12 protein-coding genes and 2 tRNA genes are annotated in these 15,382 nt (G+C 51.9%); 10 read left to right on the top strand and 4 right to left on the bottom strand.

The features are described from left to right. The first annotated feature begins 36 nt into the window (after positions 1-36). The 5 genes from BUA93_RS04000 to BUA93_RS03980 all read left to right on the top strand — a co-directional run bounded on the left by BUA93_RS04000 (position 37) and on the right by BUA93_RS03980 (position 5,386). Positions 37-888 (top strand): sigma-70 family RNA polymerase sigma factor, encoded by an 852-nt coding sequence (locus BUA93_RS04000; RefSeq protein WP_072978091.1) that lies wholly within the window; start codon positions 37-39, stop codon positions 886-888. After that, complete coding sequence (locus BUA93_RS03995; RefSeq protein ID WP_072977638.1) at positions 888-2,603, top strand: tetratricopeptide repeat protein; 1,716 nt, start codon at positions 888-890, stop codon at positions 2,601-2,603. Before BUA93_RS04000 ends, BUA93_RS03995 begins: the two co-directional genes overlap by 1 nt. A gap of 117 nt (positions 2,604-2,720) precedes the next feature. After that, positions 2,721-4,628, top strand: a complete 1,908-nt coding sequence (locus tag BUA93_RS03990) for a tetratricopeptide repeat protein (RefSeq protein ID WP_254793838.1) — start codon at positions 2,721-2,723, stop codon at positions 4,626-4,628. Next, positions 4,615-5,064, top strand: a complete 450-nt coding sequence (locus BUA93_RS03985; RefSeq protein ID WP_072977637.1) for a septal ring lytic transglycosylase RlpA family protein — start codon at positions 4,615-4,617, stop codon at positions 5,062-5,064. The genes BUA93_RS03990 and BUA93_RS03985 overlap by 14 nt, the downstream gene beginning before the upstream one ends. Before the next feature lie 94 nt (positions 5,065-5,158). Next, positions 5,159-5,386 carry a hypothetical protein gene (locus tag BUA93_RS03980; RefSeq protein ID WP_072977636.1) on the top strand — a complete coding sequence of 76 codons (228 nt, stop codon included), beginning with the start codon at positions 5,159-5,161 and terminating at the stop codon, positions 5,384-5,386. Positions 5,387-5,513: 127 nt separating this feature from the next. Here BUA93_RS03980 and BUA93_RS03975 read toward each other — a convergent pair. Next, positions 5,514-5,586: transfer RNA gene (locus tag BUA93_RS03975), tRNA-Glu, on the bottom strand. 121 nt (positions 5,587-5,707) lie between these two features. Beyond that, a tRNA-Glu gene (locus BUA93_RS03970) sits at positions 5,708-5,780 on the bottom strand. 75 nt (positions 5,781-5,855) lie between these two features. Between BUA93_RS03970 and BUA93_RS03965 the strand changes: the two genes are divergently transcribed. The 5 genes from BUA93_RS03965 to rpmB all read left to right on the top strand — a co-directional run bounded on the left by BUA93_RS03965 (position 5,856) and on the right by rpmB (position 10,565). Next, positions 5,856-7,418 (top strand): ABC transporter ATP-binding protein, encoded by a 1,563-nt coding sequence (locus BUA93_RS03965; RefSeq protein ID WP_139257743.1) that lies wholly within the window; start codon positions 5,856-5,858, stop codon positions 7,416-7,418. Between the two features lie 29 nt (positions 7,419-7,447). Further along, a complete protein-coding gene (locus tag BUA93_RS03960; protein ID WP_072977635.1) occupies positions 7,448-8,170 on the top strand; it encodes a methyltransferase family protein in 723 nt (240 codons plus the stop codon). Continuing rightward, positions 8,161-9,345 (top strand): glycosyltransferase N-terminal domain-containing protein, encoded by a 1,185-nt coding sequence (locus tag BUA93_RS03955; RefSeq protein WP_254793837.1) that lies wholly within the window; start codon positions 8,161-8,163, stop codon positions 9,343-9,345. The genes BUA93_RS03960 and BUA93_RS03955 overlap by 10 nt, the downstream gene beginning before the upstream one ends. After that, positions 9,342-10,274: a 4-hydroxy-3-methylbut-2-enyl diphosphate reductase gene (gene ispH, locus BUA93_RS03950; protein WP_072977633.1), complete on the top strand. Its 933-nt coding sequence runs from the start codon at positions 9,342-9,344 to the stop codon at positions 10,272-10,274. The genes BUA93_RS03955 and ispH overlap by 4 nt, the downstream gene beginning before the upstream one ends. Before the next feature lie 69 nt (positions 10,275-10,343). Next, on the top strand, positions 10,344-10,565 hold the full coding sequence (gene rpmB / locus BUA93_RS03945; protein WP_014546602.1) for a 50S ribosomal protein L28: 222 nt from the start codon (positions 10,344-10,346) through the stop codon (positions 10,563-10,565). A gap of 150 nt (positions 10,566-10,715) precedes the next feature. On the opposite strand, the gene BUA93_RS03940 is transcribed toward rpmB, so the two are convergent. Both BUA93_RS03940 and metE read right to left on the bottom strand, forming a co-directional pair. After that, positions 10,716-12,839 (bottom strand): glycoside hydrolase family 9 protein, encoded by a 2,124-nt coding sequence (locus BUA93_RS03940; protein WP_072977631.1) that lies wholly within the window; start codon positions 12,837-12,839, stop codon positions 10,716-10,718. 85 nt (positions 12,840-12,924) lie between these two features. Next, on the bottom strand, positions 12,925-15,192 hold the full coding sequence (gene metE / locus BUA93_RS03935; protein WP_072977629.1) for a 5-methyltetrahydropteroyltriglutamate--homocysteine S-methyltransferase: 2,268 nt from the start codon (positions 15,190-15,192) through the stop codon (positions 12,925-12,927). Positions 15,193-15,382 lie beyond the last annotated feature (190 nt).

The raw sequence follows: 15,382 nt of genomic DNA, 5'->3' as shown, positions 1-15,382 counted from the left end.
GAAATGTTCCTTGAAGGATCGAAGGTATGTGTTTCTATGAGTGATGCAAACGAAGCGCTTTATTTCAGGGACCTGAACAGGTTTCCTACCCTGAGTCCTCAGGAAGAGGAGGCTCTTCTTGCGATTATCAAGAGTGAACAGTCGGAAGAGATTCGCAAGTCGGCCTTACAGCGCCTGATTCGAGGCAACCTCCGCTTTGTCGTGAGTGTTGCGCGTAAGTACCAGGGCCGTGGACTTTCTTTGTTGGATTTGATCAATGAAGGAAATATCGGCTTGTTCAAGGCGGCAAAACGCTTTGACATGGGTAAAGACGTCAAGTTTATCTCCTATGCCGTGTGGTGGATTCGCCAGTCGATCCAGAAGGCGTTGTTTGAACAGGTGGGGGCGGTCCGGATTCCTCCCAACAAACTTGCCCTGGTCAACCGCTTCAAGCGAGCCTTGATGCAGAACGACGGTGACTACGATCGTACCATAGCGATGGACGAATTCGCTCCATTCGAAAAGGACATTGTCGAGGTCATGGAAAAGATCGTGGACATTTCGCTCGACGCTCCCATTGGCGATTCGACGAATGTCTCTGGAAACGGCGATACGGTCAGCACCCTGATGGATGTTCTTGGTTCCGATGGAAACCAGGACGAGGACATGGAAAAGGATGAACGCCGTAAGCTCATCCAGGAAACTTTGTCGGCTCTTCCGCAGCGCGAAGAAGAAATCCTTCGTATGTTCTATGGACTGGATACCGTGGAAGATACCACGCTCAAGGACATTGGCGAAGACTTGAAACTCAGCCGTGAACGTGTGCGCCAGATTAAGAACAAGACGCTCCGCCGTTTGCAGAAGAGTAAAGAACATAAAGAAAAACTGGCTGATTTTTTGGAAAAATAATGACGAATTCGTCTTCGGCGGCCCGTAGGGCGGCATACCTCTTTTTGGCTTTGTGTTGTGGGGCATTGCTTGCTTTTGTGGGCTTTCGCCTTTATGATGTTCACGGTCCCAACAAGATTGTAGTGGGGGGAGACCCTTATGGTCTGCCAGCCGGATCGACGGTCATCCGTGGCGATACTCCCGATATGACCGAGGCCCTGGCCACCGTGCCTGCCCAGGTGCAGACGGAACTTCGCCGTGCGATGGAACTGTTCCGTTCGGGCGCCTATAGTTCCGCTTATGACATCTACGATGGAATCGTGGTGCTGTATCCGGATTTGCTGCCTGCCCTCCTGGGACAGTTGAATACTTTGTTCGAACTTGATTCGCTTTCGAGCCTGCAACAGGACCGTCTTTCTCTACTCACTGAAAAACTTCAGGGGCGTTACCCCGGTTCTGGCCTGTCGGCCTATTTGGAAAGTTGCAAGATTTATAGAGAGGGAAACTCCACGGCAGCATTGGAATTGGCGCGAATTGCATCGGAAAAGGCTCCCGCCTTTTACCAGACGAGGTTGTGGTATGGCCGCCTGCTGATGGACGGCGGCCGCTCGATCCAGGCGACGAACGAACTGAAGACGGTCGTGAGCCTTTCGAACGGGGACGAGCCGAGAGCCTATGAATTGCTGGCGGAACTGTACCGCCGCAGTGGCCAGTTGGACAGTTGCTCTGCCTTGGTGGAATACGCCCTTTCTCAGTTTCCGGTCAATGCAAACCTGCTATTGTTGCAGGGATACCTGAATGAATACCAGGGGCATTTTGATGCGGCGGAGAAACTTTACCAGCGCATTCTTGCGTTTAATCCCGATTTTGTCCAGGCTCGCGAAGCCATATCGACCTTGGGCGAAAAGTCTCCTCCGGGTTCCGGTTCTGGTGTAGTCCTTTCTCCGCAGGACCGTGCGCAGACAGCATGCGACATCCTGGAGCCGCTGGTCGAAAAGTATCCGGAAAATTTGCCCTTGAAAGAAGCTCTTGGACGCGCTTACTTGAAGGGACGCCAGTTTGATCGTGCCCGTTCTCAGTTCCAGGACATTCAGAAGGTGGATCCTGAATATCCTGATATCCAGCAGCGTATCCAGGAAGCAAATGTCACGAGACCCGCTCCGATTTCAAAGGGGGATGGCCTGACGGCGAACTTGAACCGTGCGGTCGACAGTTTGCGCGAATCCATTGAACCTGCGACGACGCATGACTTTACGACGATGCTTGGTCATTATGTTGTTCGTTATGGGGCGACTCCGCGTGAATTCTTCAAGAAGTATTCCATCGGCAATTTCAGGCCTGTAGCCAACAATGTCTGGCAGGAATCGTTCTACATTGCGCCCTACATGCATACTTATACAGTCATCTTTGATTCCCTCAGCCATTTCCGCGAAGTTCATGTGGTGGTTTACGATTCGACCTCTTCTTCGAATCATATGGGGATGGCTCCTGAAATTTATACGAGGCTGCTCAAGCAGAATTCGAGAATTTCCGGCATAGGCAATAGTACGGGTGAAACGGATTGCGGCGATGGTATCGTTTTGGATGCCGCCGTCTGGGAAACCCAGGACAACTTCGAGATGCTTGCCCGCGTGGTCGGAAAACCGGCCGAAGTGCGCATGGTGCGTTTCGACAAGAGCGTGCTCCCGGCGGGACTCAAGCTCTGCGATTACACGAAATACCTGAATGAGTTCTAGATTTTAGTTGGTCGAGCTTATACCGCTTCGCTCTTAGAACTTAGCAGAATATATCTATGCTCTAAATTCTAGGTTCTAAGCTCTAAGTTCTAAACTCTTTTTTTGTATCTTTACACTATGATGTTCCGTTTTCTGGCATTAGCTATTGTTGCCCTCGTATTTGAGGGGTGTACCTGCTGTGCCTACTTGAATCACATGTTCAATGCGGAACGGTTGGATGAGCAGGCCGGTGAAATGCGCGCCGCCCGACTGGACAGTATTTCCGATAGTGAAAATTCCCTGCCCGGAACCGAGGAACGCCAAAAATACGACAAGATTATCGAGAAGGGCTCCCGAGTCTTGGAACGTTTCCCTGACAACAAGAAACGTACTGCCGAAGCGGTTTTTTTGATTGGAGAGTCGTTCCGCCACAAGCATGAGTGGGGCAAGGCGATTACCAAGTACGATGAATTTGAACGCTACTTTGCCGACCATGATTCAATGAAGGCAGTGGAATATCAGCGGGCCTACTGTCTGTATAGGAACCATGAGTATAACATTAGCCGATTTGCATTGGAACCGGTGGTGGCGTCCAAGGAACATCCTTATTATTTCCAGGGACTGAACCTACTCTCGCTTTTGGACGAACAGTCCGAGGCTCCGGATCAGGCGATTGCTTCTTTGGAAGCCTTGCTTGCCGATACGGCGGGAACTCCTTTTATGCGGGGCAAGGCTCACTTTAGACTTGCCGGGCTTTATTTCAAGAAAGAAAACTGGGACAAGTCCCGAGAGCATTATACGGCCAAGGAAATCAAGGAACTGAATCCGCGAGAACAGCAGACGGCGGGGGAGCAGGCCGCGGAATGCCTTGTGAACCGTAAGGAGTATCTGCAGGCGGCGGATGAATACAAGGAACTTTACAAGAATCCCGATTATGAATCCAAACAGCCGGATTACCTGGTGCGTATCGGAGAACTGACGATGCTCGCCGGTCGACATGCCGATGCGATTGTCATCTTGCAGAAGGTGAATACGGAGTATCCGCGTACCGAAGTGGCGTCTCGAAGTTATTTCTGCCTAGGAGATTACGAACAGCACCAAAAAATTGATTACGACAAGGCGGTCGTCTATTACGACAGCAGCTTTATTTCTCGCACGATCTGTAAGTGGGGTCAGGAAAGCCGTGAACGCCGTGATGCGTTGAAGCGTCTGATCGCCATGCGCAACCAGAATGATAAGGAACGCAAGGATTCCATTCCCAATGTGGATAATTTTTTCCGGTCCGAGTTCCTGATAGCGGAATTGTTCCTGTTCAAGTTATCTGAGGTGGATAGCGCCATTACGCGCCTCGATAACGTAATCAAGGAATCCGGGGACAGCGCCAAGGTCTTGCGCGCTATTTATGCGAAGGCTTTTGTCTACGACGAATATCTGCACGATCCCGATGCTGCCGAAGAAATCTACAAGGAAATTATCGAAAAGTACCCGGACACCGAATATGCCAAGCAGGCGCAGGCGAACCTCGGCATGCGGGTAACCTTGAAGACGCGCGAAGATGTTGCGAAGGACCGCTACATGGAAGCGGAAAGCCTTTGGACGGTCGCCTCAGAAATGCCTTTGGATCAGATGGAATTGGTGGATTCCGCATATACGCACGCCTTCGTGTACTTTGATAGTTTGTATCGGGAATTCCCGGAAACCCAGGCTGGAATACAGGCGCTTTACATGAAGGCAATCTATTTCCAGATGAATCCTGAACGTGTTGACAGCGCCTTTGCTACCTACAAGCAACTCCGTGACCAGTATGGTCAGACTCCGTGGGGAAAACAGGCGGCAAAAATGATGAATTCCCGCTTGACGATGTCGGATAAGGATCTGGAACGCTTGAGAAAACGAGTGAAGTCCAGCGAGGAACATATCAACAAACAGTCGGCGCAGTACTATGAAGCGTTGAACAAGGCTCCCGAAGAAAAACAGGCTGAAGTCAAGAGCAAGGAAGATGAAATCCTTGAAAACACCTACAACAGCATGTATGATTTTGAGTAAGGGAAAACTTGCCGTTGTTGCGGTGTTGTCTGCCGCCATGCTGTTGTCTGGATGTGCCGCTGCAAACGCAAAGATTGCCTCGCGTAAGGGGTATGTGCGATTTCCGGGCAAACATTATGCTTCGGGTGAAAAAGCTGAAATCGGGACTAAAATTGAAGGCGAGGCTAGCTACTATGGCCCCGGTTTCGATGGTAAGCAGACCGCCAGTGGTGAAATTTTTGACCAGGATGATTATACCTGTGCCCATAAGACGCTACCGTTTGGTACCAAGCTGAAGGTGGTTCGCAAGGACAATGGCGAAAGTGTTGAAGTCCGCGTCAATGATCGTGGCCCTTATGTGGGTGACCGAATTTTGGACCTGAGTGTTGCCGCGGGCAAGAAGATTGGTCTAGACAAGGTGGGGCATGCCACTGTGACGGCTACTGTCATAGAATGAAAATGTCATCTTTTGACATCTGAATATACCTATATTTATCACTGAACGGAAAAGCACTTGTTTGTTTGTGTGCTTTTTTAGAAAAGAGGTAAATATGTCGTATAAGCATGATTATAAAAGCGCCAGTTATGCGGTGGAACCGGAAAAATGCAATCTCTGGAATTCGGGATTTTCCTCGTTCAAGCGCCGTATCGATGAACAGCTCCAGCTGAATGGATTTGACGGTTCGATGGTGGATGACGAAACGTTGCTGCCCTTTTACCGTATGGGCGAAAGCGAGACGTATGTGCTGAGTGCCCTTGGCTGTACCGTAGGTATGTAGGAATGGGTGGAGCCGGTTGGCTTGAGGGTATAAAAAAAGAACTCATCCTTAGATGAGTTCCTTATACCCTTTGACGCGGTTGGCTTGGAAGTATAAAAAAAAGATGCTTCTAACGAAGCATCTTTTATACCCCCAAGCGGTTTCGAACCGCTGTTGCGGGAATGAAAATCCCGAGTCCTGGGCCACTAGACGATAGGGGCGATTTGTGAGACCAAATATAAGAAAGTTTTTGATTTCGTCAAGGGTATTTTTGTGAAAAAAAGAGGGATCGGGTTGGCTTGGAAGTATAAAAAAAAGATGCTTCTAACGAAGCATCTTTTATACCCCCAAGCGGTTTCGAACCGCTGTTGCGGGAATGAAAATCCCGAGTCCTGGGCCACTAGACGATAGGGGCGTTTAGTAGGGCCAAATATAGGTTAATATTTAAAATCCGTCAAGGGTGGTTGATGAAAAAAGTTAATTTTTCTTCGTGACTTTGAAGAAATGGCTAAAAAAGTCCCTTAAGGGGGGTATCGCCCGCTTTTTACCGGTGGCTATTCTTGCAAGTGCCGCCGATGCGGGGGTATTGTGTGGTGTGCGCTCCTTCATCGAGATTATCGGGGGCAAAACGGATATCCCGTTGCTGGCTTGGCTCGCCGGGATGGTCGCGCTTGCGCTACTGCGACTTTTTTTTCTGTTGGGCAAGTCAAGAATTTCGGAAAATTGGCTTTACGGGGTGTCGTCGCGGGTGCAGGCTTTCTTCCTGCACCGACTGCGTAGTTTGCCTCCGAGGGTATTCCATACGCCGAAGGGGGAGCGCGAGGTTGAATCTGCTTACGAGGCGACTGTCGTGTTGCAGAATAACGGCGGTGTCTTTTTTCAGGCGGTGCAGGCAGTGCTCCAGCTGATGGTGTTTTTGCCGGTGCTGTTCTACATTTCGTGGCCGCTGACGTTGTTTCTTTTTGTGGTGATCGTTCCCTTCGTGGCGTTACTGCAGCGGAGATTGCACAGGCTCGGTCCTGCCGAGGAATCCCTGATGCGTCTGCGTTCCGATTTTCGGGGAGACCTGACGCTTGCCCGGCGGCTGTTTAGGCAGTGGAGTAGTCGCGATGAACGGAGCGGCATTTCGGATGGACTGCTGAAGTGTGTACGTCGTATGCGAGACGAAGGGGCTTCGGCGGCAATCAAGAAATCGCAACTTTCGCTATGGGCCGAAACGGTCTCGGTTACCGCGATGGTGTTTGTTCTTGCCTTCTGCGCACTCCTGATGGGGCGCGGTTACATGGATGCTTCGGGGCTCGTCCTCTTTGCTTCGGCGGTTTTGCTTTGCTACAAGCCGGTCAAGGAGTGTGCTAGAGTTATGCCGCAGTTCCGTGCGGCGATGAGCGCGCTGGATATCCTGGAAAAATTTGAATCGCTCGGAGTTGAGGGGAGCGTTCCTGCAAGAGGCTTCGTTTCTGTGATGCCTGCGGGAGATGAAGTCATGGTCCGCGATGGGCGTTTCCGTTACGAGGGGGCGGATCAAGACGTGTTTAGTGACCTTGAAGTCCGCTGGTCTCGTGAAAAGCCTGTGCTTGTCCGGGGCAGGAACGGTGTCGGCAAGTCTACTTTTTTACGCTTGCTGGCGGGGCTTGAGCGGTGGAACTCGGCCAAGGTGTCTGCTCCCCGCGATGTTTTTTTCGTGGCGCAGGATTTGGAACTTCCGCCTCGGTGGATGCTTTTGCGTTTGATGAATCGGTTAAAGGCGGATGAAAAGGATAAATTGATTGTTCTCGAAAAGTTTATGACTGCGGCGGGGACTGCTCCGTTGCTTGAAAAACCGGGGCTGTCCGGGGGCGAGCGGGCGCGGGTGGCTTTGCTATGGGCGCTAGCCTCGGCGGCTTCGACGGTGCTCTTGGATGAACCGTTTGCCTCGGTATCGCTGGACGACAGGGAACCGTTGCTTGTTGCCTATCTAGATGCGGCGAAAAAATTGGGGAAATGGACAATAATTGTGAGTCACGATGTACTTTCTGCTGAAGTTGAATGTATATTTAAAACAGAGTGTTTTTAAAAGCAGGGTGTTTTTTTGCGGAGGCTTTTATGGAAGAACAGTTGAATTCTCAACCGAATGAATCTAAGAGTCAAGTAGAATCCGTCAAGGAGAATTGTTCCGCTTCGGAGCAGGCTCCGCAGAATCCTGCGCCTCAAGCCGAGGCGAAAACGGTTAATTTCCCCGAAGTGGATGATCGTCCTCCGCGTCCATTCCTTTACCGCTACCGTGGAATTATACTCGCTGTTCTTGCCGTGGTGGCTCTGGCTTTCCCGGCGGGAGATCTCGAGATTGTCCCGTTCTTGATTTTTATCAACATCTTTATCATTGCCGTCTATCTGCGAGTCAAGGCGCGATGCTGCATTGGAGAGCATACCCGTGGCAATGCGCAGGACGCTCCTGTGCATGTTACCTGGGGGGCTTATGGCCGGATGCGTCATCCGCTTTACGTGTCCAACATGGCCATTGGTGTATCCCTGATTGTTCTTCATTTTGGACTCAGCCTGTTCGTTCTTCCGTTCGTGGCGATTTTGCTTGCAATCGGATTCAGGCTTGCGAAACTGGATGACCGTTATCTCGAAAAACGCTACGGTGATCAGTGGAAACTCTGGGCGATGCATACTCCTGCTTTTATTCCTCGCGAAATTCATGTCCCGGGACCGAGGCGCAGCGGAAAGGAAGCGATTCTTGCCGACATGGCCTCGTGGGTTAGCCTTGCGCTGATGGTGGGGCTTGCCTTGTTCAGGAAGGTTGATTTCTTGATATGGGCTTAGGCATACGCTTTGGCAAGATGGTGTGGAATGTTGCCGCCGGTTCGGTGGCTCGTGCCGCTTGCTTGTTGCCGGGTATAGACCAGGAATATCGAATAGAGGAACGCTTATCGGGACCGTGGCCTGTCGGCCCTTATCTGTGGCTGCACGGAGCGAGCTTGGGTGAGTGCCGCATGTTGCTGAATCTGGCCTGTGCCCTTCGCGAGGACTTGGCCGATTGTCCGAAAATCTTGATTACGTCTCAGAAAGCCGAGGTCGTCTCTTATTTGAACGAGGCCTGCGCCGGCATCGCGGATGTGTCAATTGCGCCGGCGGACATTCCTTCTACGTTGGATTCTTTCGTGAAGGCGGTGCAACCCCTGGGGCTGGTTCTTGCAGAAAATGAGCTTTGGCCGGGTTATCTTTCGACCCTTTCTAGGATTTCGACAAGGAAAAATATTGCGCTTGTGTCGGGGCGTTATCGACGCTCGTTACCGTTCCTTGATTTTTCGGGAATGGGAATTGCGTGCCTGCAGACTGCTGCCGACCTGGGGCGTTTTTCCTATGCGAGCAAGGGCGCCGTTCCCTGTACCATGGGTGGCGACTGGAAACTCTTGAACTGGGCGCGCGACGGTGGACTTGTCTGTGCTCCTGAAAACCCTGTCGTTGACGTGGTCTTTCTCTCGTTTCATCTGGAAGAATCCGAGGCGCTTTTGCGCATGGCGAAGGATTCTGTCGACAAGGGGGAAGCTCCGGTGCTGATGCCCCGTCGACTAGCCGAACTGAACCAGTTCCGTAGGTTGTTGCTGGATGCTGGACTGCCTGTGGTGGACTATCCTGTCGTGCGGAAGGGGTGCGTTTCGCTGGTGTCTCGTTTTGGACTTTCCCGAGAAATTCTGTTGAAAAGCAGGAGTGCTGTCGTTGGAGGGTCGTTTGTGCGGACGCTTGGCGTCCATGATTTTTGGGAGCCGGTACGGATGGGTGTTGCGACTTGCGTGGGGCCTTACGCCAAGGGGCACGAAGATATCGTGGCAAAACTCGTGTCGGCGCATGTGCTGGCACAGATCCATTCGCCGGTTGATTTCTTGCGCCGTCGGTTTCCGTCGGTCGATGCGGTGCGCTTGAGCCTTGCGCAGGAAAAGAAGAAGGTTTTAGATTCCTATTTTTTGTTGCTGAATTTTATAAAGGGCCTTAAATGAAAAAAGTGATTCTTGCGACCCCCAGAGGATTCTGTGCCGGCGTAGACCGAGCTATTCATGTGGTGGAACGCGCCATCGAAAAATTCGGGACTCCTATTTATGTGCGTCACGAGATAGTGCATAACAAGTTCGTGGTCGATACGCTCAAGTCGAAAGGCGTCGTTTTTGTCGATGAACTGGATGAGGTCCCTGCCGGTTCGGTGGTGATTTTTTCGGCCCATGGAGTTGCCGAAGAAATTTATGCCGATGCCGAAAAACGCGGACTGCAGGTGCTGGATGCGAGCTGTCCGCTGGTGCTCAAGGTCCATTTCAGTGCTAAGCGTCATTATGCCGCCGGTCGTCATATCATCTTGATTGGTCATGCGGGACATGCCGAGGTAATTGGCACCTTGGGACAGCTTCCGCCGGGGGCGATTACGCTGATCAAGAACGAAAAAGATGCACGGACGGTGCAAGTCCCCGAAGGAAAGGAACTCGCCTACATTACGCAGACGACTCTTTCCGTAGCCGAGACTCGCAAGATTATCGAGGCTCTCAAGGAACGTTTCCCTAAAATTATCGGACCCGATGCGGGGGATCTCTGCTATGCGACGGGTAACCGCCAGGCGGCGGTCCTCGATCTCTGCTCCAAGGTGAATATGCTTTTGGTCGTTGGCGCCAAGAATTCCTCCAATTCGAGCCGTCTGATGGAGCTTGGACTTGAACAGGGGATCCAGAGTCATTTAATTGCCTCGGTTGACGACCTGCAAGCGGAATGGTTCGAAAATATTGAATCGGTCGGCATTTCGAGCGGAGCCAGCGCGCCTGAAGTGCTTGTTCAGGGGGTTGTCGACTGGATCAAGGCGAAATTTGCCCCAGTGGAAATCGAAAATTTTGTAAAATTAGTGGAATCGACCAAGTTTAATTTGCCAAAGGCATTGCAAGATTGATAATTTAACCTTGACGGAACGCCGTTTTTTTTCTAAAATTGCGTCCGTTATAAAACAACGGAGTTTATTATGAGCCGCATTTGTGAAGTTACCGGCAAGGCCGGCCTCGTGGGCAACATGGTTTCCCACTCTAACCGCAAGAAGTTGATGAAGCAGCTGCCGAACCTCCAGAAGAAGCGCTTCTACATTCCTGAAGAAGACCGTTGGGTCACGCTTCGCGTGAGCGCCGCTGGTCTCCGCACGATCAACAAGCTTGGCATCCAGGCTGTTGCTCAGGAACTCGGCATCTAATTTTAGATAACGAATTTGCTTTAAAGGCCGCCAAGGTTTCCCTTGGCGGTGTTTTGTGCATTTTGAAGAATGTCAAAAGTGCCGAAAAAGGCAAAGAAAAAAGCACCGGTGCGTGCCGATGCTTTTGAAGTAGCTCTAAGTGCGTCCGTTTTATTTCAGGGCGATTTTCTTTGCCCCGAGGCCGTCGACCTTTACCAGGTAGATTCCGCTCTGAACCTTGTCGAGGTTGAAGGTTGCCTTGCCCTTGTTTAGGTGGGTTGAGGCGACCTTGGTTCCGTCAAGCTGGATGACACTGACAGGCGCGTTCCCTTGAGCGTTTACGATGATTGTCCGGTTCTGTGTCTGTACGTTAAACTTGGCGTATTCGCGTGCCTTGGGCTGGATTGCCGTAATGTCGGAAATGATGGATGCGGGAGCTTCGTCGTAGCGGGCGACGAGAGCGTTCAGGAACCAGGTCGTGTGGGGGAGCCATTGCTCGATCCAACGCCAGTTGTGCCAATGTTCGTCGTAGGGGAAACCGACTGCAGAAACGCCGTCGTCGTCCCAGGCGATTCCGGAACCGTCGCTGTTCTTGCCGGTAATGCCGTTTGCGATACCGCCTTCGAGTGTGGCGTCGTATTTCGATTGTCCGTCGTACTTGGCGGGGTTCTTTTTGCCGATGCCGTACATCATGCTGGTGCCGTAGGGGTTTTTGCCGAGAATCCAGTCAAGCTGGTCGGTGGCGTATTTGTCGGCATCCCTGGTGTCGTTAATTTTAAGGGCGTGGGCGGCGTAAGTGACAGCGGCGGCGAGACTTGCGATTCTAGCGTCTTCTCCTTGCCACCAGTAGTTGCTTTCGTTGTCGTGCGGTATGAAGAAACCGTCCTTAATATTGTTTCCGGTAATGTAGGTTTGACGGGCGTACCCGAAGGGGTTCTCGACGCTGTTCGTGATACTGATGAGCCAGTTGTAGTGCTTCTCGATGGCGTTGTTTACCGTAGATAAGAACGGGTGCATGCAGGTAGATCCATTGAGGGATGTTGTGCATGTCCATTGATTCTTGGATTCGGCGTTTTCAATTTCGGCATAACGGATGAGAGCGATCAGCGGAAGACCTGCGTCGCTGGCGTGCCAGAAGGGGCGCTTCTTGGCATCGTCGCTCCAGAAGTATCCCGCGTCGCTGAGACGGTTCGCGAGATTGACTGCTCGGGTTCTGGCGTCGTTCAGATAGGATGTATTTTTTGTGGCTGCGTAGAGTTCCGTGGCGGCAAGAAGGGCCGTGTAGTCATCGATAATGTTTTCCTTGCCGTCGTCGCAATAGGCGCACGGCTGGCCGATACCCTGTTTGGCGGAAAGATGGGCGTAAGCGGCCTCGGCTGTAGCAAGGTACTGTTCGCTGGTGAAATCGCCGTTTGCCTTGAGGGCGGCAACGCGGGCGAGGCCTGCAATCGCCATGCCGCCACCTTCGCGGAAGGCCGTCTGGTAGTCGCTGCTCTTGATGCCGTCTTCTCCGCTAAAGGCGCAGAGATAACGGCTGGAGCCCATTCCCCAGTTGTCGAATACGGTCATGTAGAAAAATCCCTGCTCGTCGAACATACGAACCAGGAAGTCTGCGCCGTAGGCGGCTTCTTCTACGGCCGTCGCTGTTGTTTTAGTTGATGCCAGCAGGGCGGGAATGTGTTCTGCAGCAAAGGCGAGCGACCATACTGTCAGGGGAATCTGCTGAGGACTCAGGTAATTGGCGTAAGAAAGGTGTGAAAGGTACTTACTCACGTCGCCACTTGCATCGTACCAACCGCCGTGGACATCTCGCGTGACACCGGTTTTACCGTAAACGGGGGCTTTTTGGTCCCAGCTCACAATTTGCGCGTTGGTGGCTCGGTCATTGAAGAAATAGTTCATGACCATGCCGAGCGTGCTGACCGCAAGGGCGTCCTCGCGAATGTAAAATTCTCCGGATGTGGAGGGACTTCCGGTGCTGACACTTACATAGAATTTGCCGGAATAGGGCAAACGTATAGATCCAAGATCGATTGTGTAGTATTTGCCTGTCTTGGCCCATTTGTCAGGATCCTCGCCTTTACCGAATGTTCCGTTAGCAACTGTGGCTCCGGTTATTTCGCCATCGGGGGCATAGAAAAGCGTCCAGTCGGTACCTTCGAGGTTGTCGGTGCTTTGCACAACGATAGAAATGGGCTTGCCCTGGTCGTAGCCCGCCTCGTTAAAAAAGAAAGTGTTTGCGGCAAAGGTGGATGCCGCAAACGCGAGAGGGAAAAGTCTGCAAATGGTATTCATGAGAACTAATATAATTTATTAGTTCCTGGAATTCAAGAACATACTTCTAAAGTGTGCTTTTCGTCAAATAAATAGGCGGAAAACTTTATTTTTCGGCGCGCAGTTTTTGGGCTGCTGCCACGAGGTTCTTGAGGCTTGCCGTGGTCTCGGTTTCGCCACGGGTCTTGAGACCGCAATCGGGGTTCACCCACACGTTCTGCTGCGGGACCTTCGCGATGATCTTGTGGAGCGCATCCACAATTTCCTGTTCCGAGGGCACGCGCGGAGAGTGAATGTCATACACGCCCGGCCCCACCTGCGTTTCGAACTTGGCTTCGTTCAGGGCGTCAAGCAACTTGAGGTCAGAACGGCTCGCTTCGAAGGTGATCACGTCAGCATCCATGTTGTCGATATCGCGCACGATGTCGTTGAATTCGCTGTAGCACATGTGCGTGTGGATCTGCGTTTCGGGCTTGACCTTCGCATGTACCAGGCGGAATGCGGGAATTGCCCAGTCGAGGTATTCCTTGTGCCAGTCGCTCTTGCGGAGCGGCAACTTCTCGCGAAGGGCGGCTTCGTCAATCTGGATAATGCGAATGCCGTTCTTTTCGAGGTCAAGGACTTCGTCACGGATGGCAAAGCCGATTTCCTGCGCCTGCACCTTCAGCGAAACGTCTTCGCGCGGGAACGACCAGTTGAGAATCGTCACCGGGCCCGTGAGCATGCCCTTCACCGGCTTCTTGGTGCAGCTCTGGGCGTATACGGACCATTCGACCGTAATCGTGGCGCTGCGGCTCACGTCGCCCCAGACTACAGGCGGCTTCACGCAACGTGTACCGTAGCTCTGCACCCAGGCATTCTGCGTAAACACGAATCCGTCAATCTTCGAGCCGAAATATTCCACCATGTCGTTGCGTTCGAATTCGCCGTGCACAATCACGTCGAGGCCGATTTCTTCTTGCAACTTGATGCATTCGGCAATCTTCTTGCGGTTGAATTCCACGTACTGTTCCTTGGAAATTTCACCCTTGCGGAATGCGGCGCGGTTCGCGCGGACTTCAGCGGTCTGCGGGAAAGATCCGATGGTAGTCGTGGGGAACGCGGGCAGCTTGAATTCAGCCTTCTGCACTTCGCGGCGCTTGAGGCGGCTCGGCTTGCGTTCGAAATCAGCGGCGGTGAGAGCGCCCAGTTCGGCCTGTACCTTGGCATTCGCCTGCACACGCGGAGTTGCAAACAAGGCCTTGTTCTTTTCGAGCGCGGCAGCGTCACCGCTTGCGATCTCGGCAAGTTCTACAAGCTTTTCCTCGGCGAAAGCAAAGTGACGGAGCGTCTCGGCGGGGAGTTTCTGTTCGGCGGCAACCGTGTACGGCACATGCAACAGCGAGCAAGAAGTTCCGACCACCACGTTTTCGGCACCGACAGCACTCGCGATTTCGGCGAGCAGAGCATTCTTCTGCGAGTAATCGGCATGCCAGATGTTCTTGCCGTTCACGATACCGGCGAGCAAGAGCGTGTTCTTCGGGAAACCGGACTTGACCAGTTCCAGCGACTTGAGTCCTTCCACAAAATCGAGACCGATGGCATCGAAACCGAGAGCAACCACGTCCTGGTACACATCGCGGATATCGCCAAAATAAGTCTGCAAGGCAATCTTGAGGCCTGCGGCACGCACCTTCTTGACGAGTTCCACATAAATAGATTTAAAAAGTTCCTTTTCTTCGGCGGTCACGTCAAACACCAAAGCGGGTTCGGCAAAGCTGATCCATTCGGCACCGGCAGCAGCGAGCAGTTCGGCAACCTTCGTGTAAGCAGCGACTGCAGAGGCAACAAAATCCTTGGCCTTCTTTTGACCGTTGTAGCGGGCCAAGCGGAGGAACGTATAAGCGCCAATCAAAGTCGGCACGGTCTGGATTCCAGCAGCTTTTGCTTCGTTGTATTCCTGCACCGGCTTGGAATCATTCACCTTGAATTCAGAAGCGTCATTGATTTCCGGAACAATGTAGTGGTAGTTCGTATTGAACCACTTTTTCATGGGGAGGGCCTTTACGTCGCCCTTTTCTCCCTGGTAGCCGTGCGCCGCGGCAAAATACTTTTCGAGATCGCTAAGCTCGAGTTTCTTGTAACGTTCCGGAACAATGCCGAACAAGAACGCCGTATCGAGCATGTTGTCGTAGAACGAGAAATCGTTCGAAGGAATAAAGTCGATGCCGGCGGCCTTCTGCTTCGCCCAACCGTACTGACGGATTTCGGCGGCGATGTTCTGGAGCTCCGCTTCGGAGATTTCGCCCTTGAAGAACTTTTCGCTTGCGAACTTGAGTTCACGGGCCTTACCAATACGCGGGAAACCGATTACAGATGTTTTTTTATTGCTCATAGTGTTTAACCTACCTTTTTTGTTTGTTTTTCGATTACGCCGCCAAATATATCTCCTTTTTTATCATCGGTAAAATACTATTTTTTAGGCATTCACCATAGATTTTTCCTATGGAGCGAATAAAAGAAATTCTTATAACCAGTCATAAAAAATTTCTATTTCTATCAACGATTTTCTATTTTATTCCACA

The organism is Fibrobacter sp. UWH4, from assembly GCF_900142475.1.
In the GTDB taxonomy this organism is placed as follows: Bacteria; Fibrobacterota; Fibrobacteria; order Fibrobacterales; family Fibrobacteraceae; genus Fibrobacter.
Note: the sequence above shows the minus strand (reverse complement) of the source record. Positions and strands in the feature narration are given on the sequence as shown.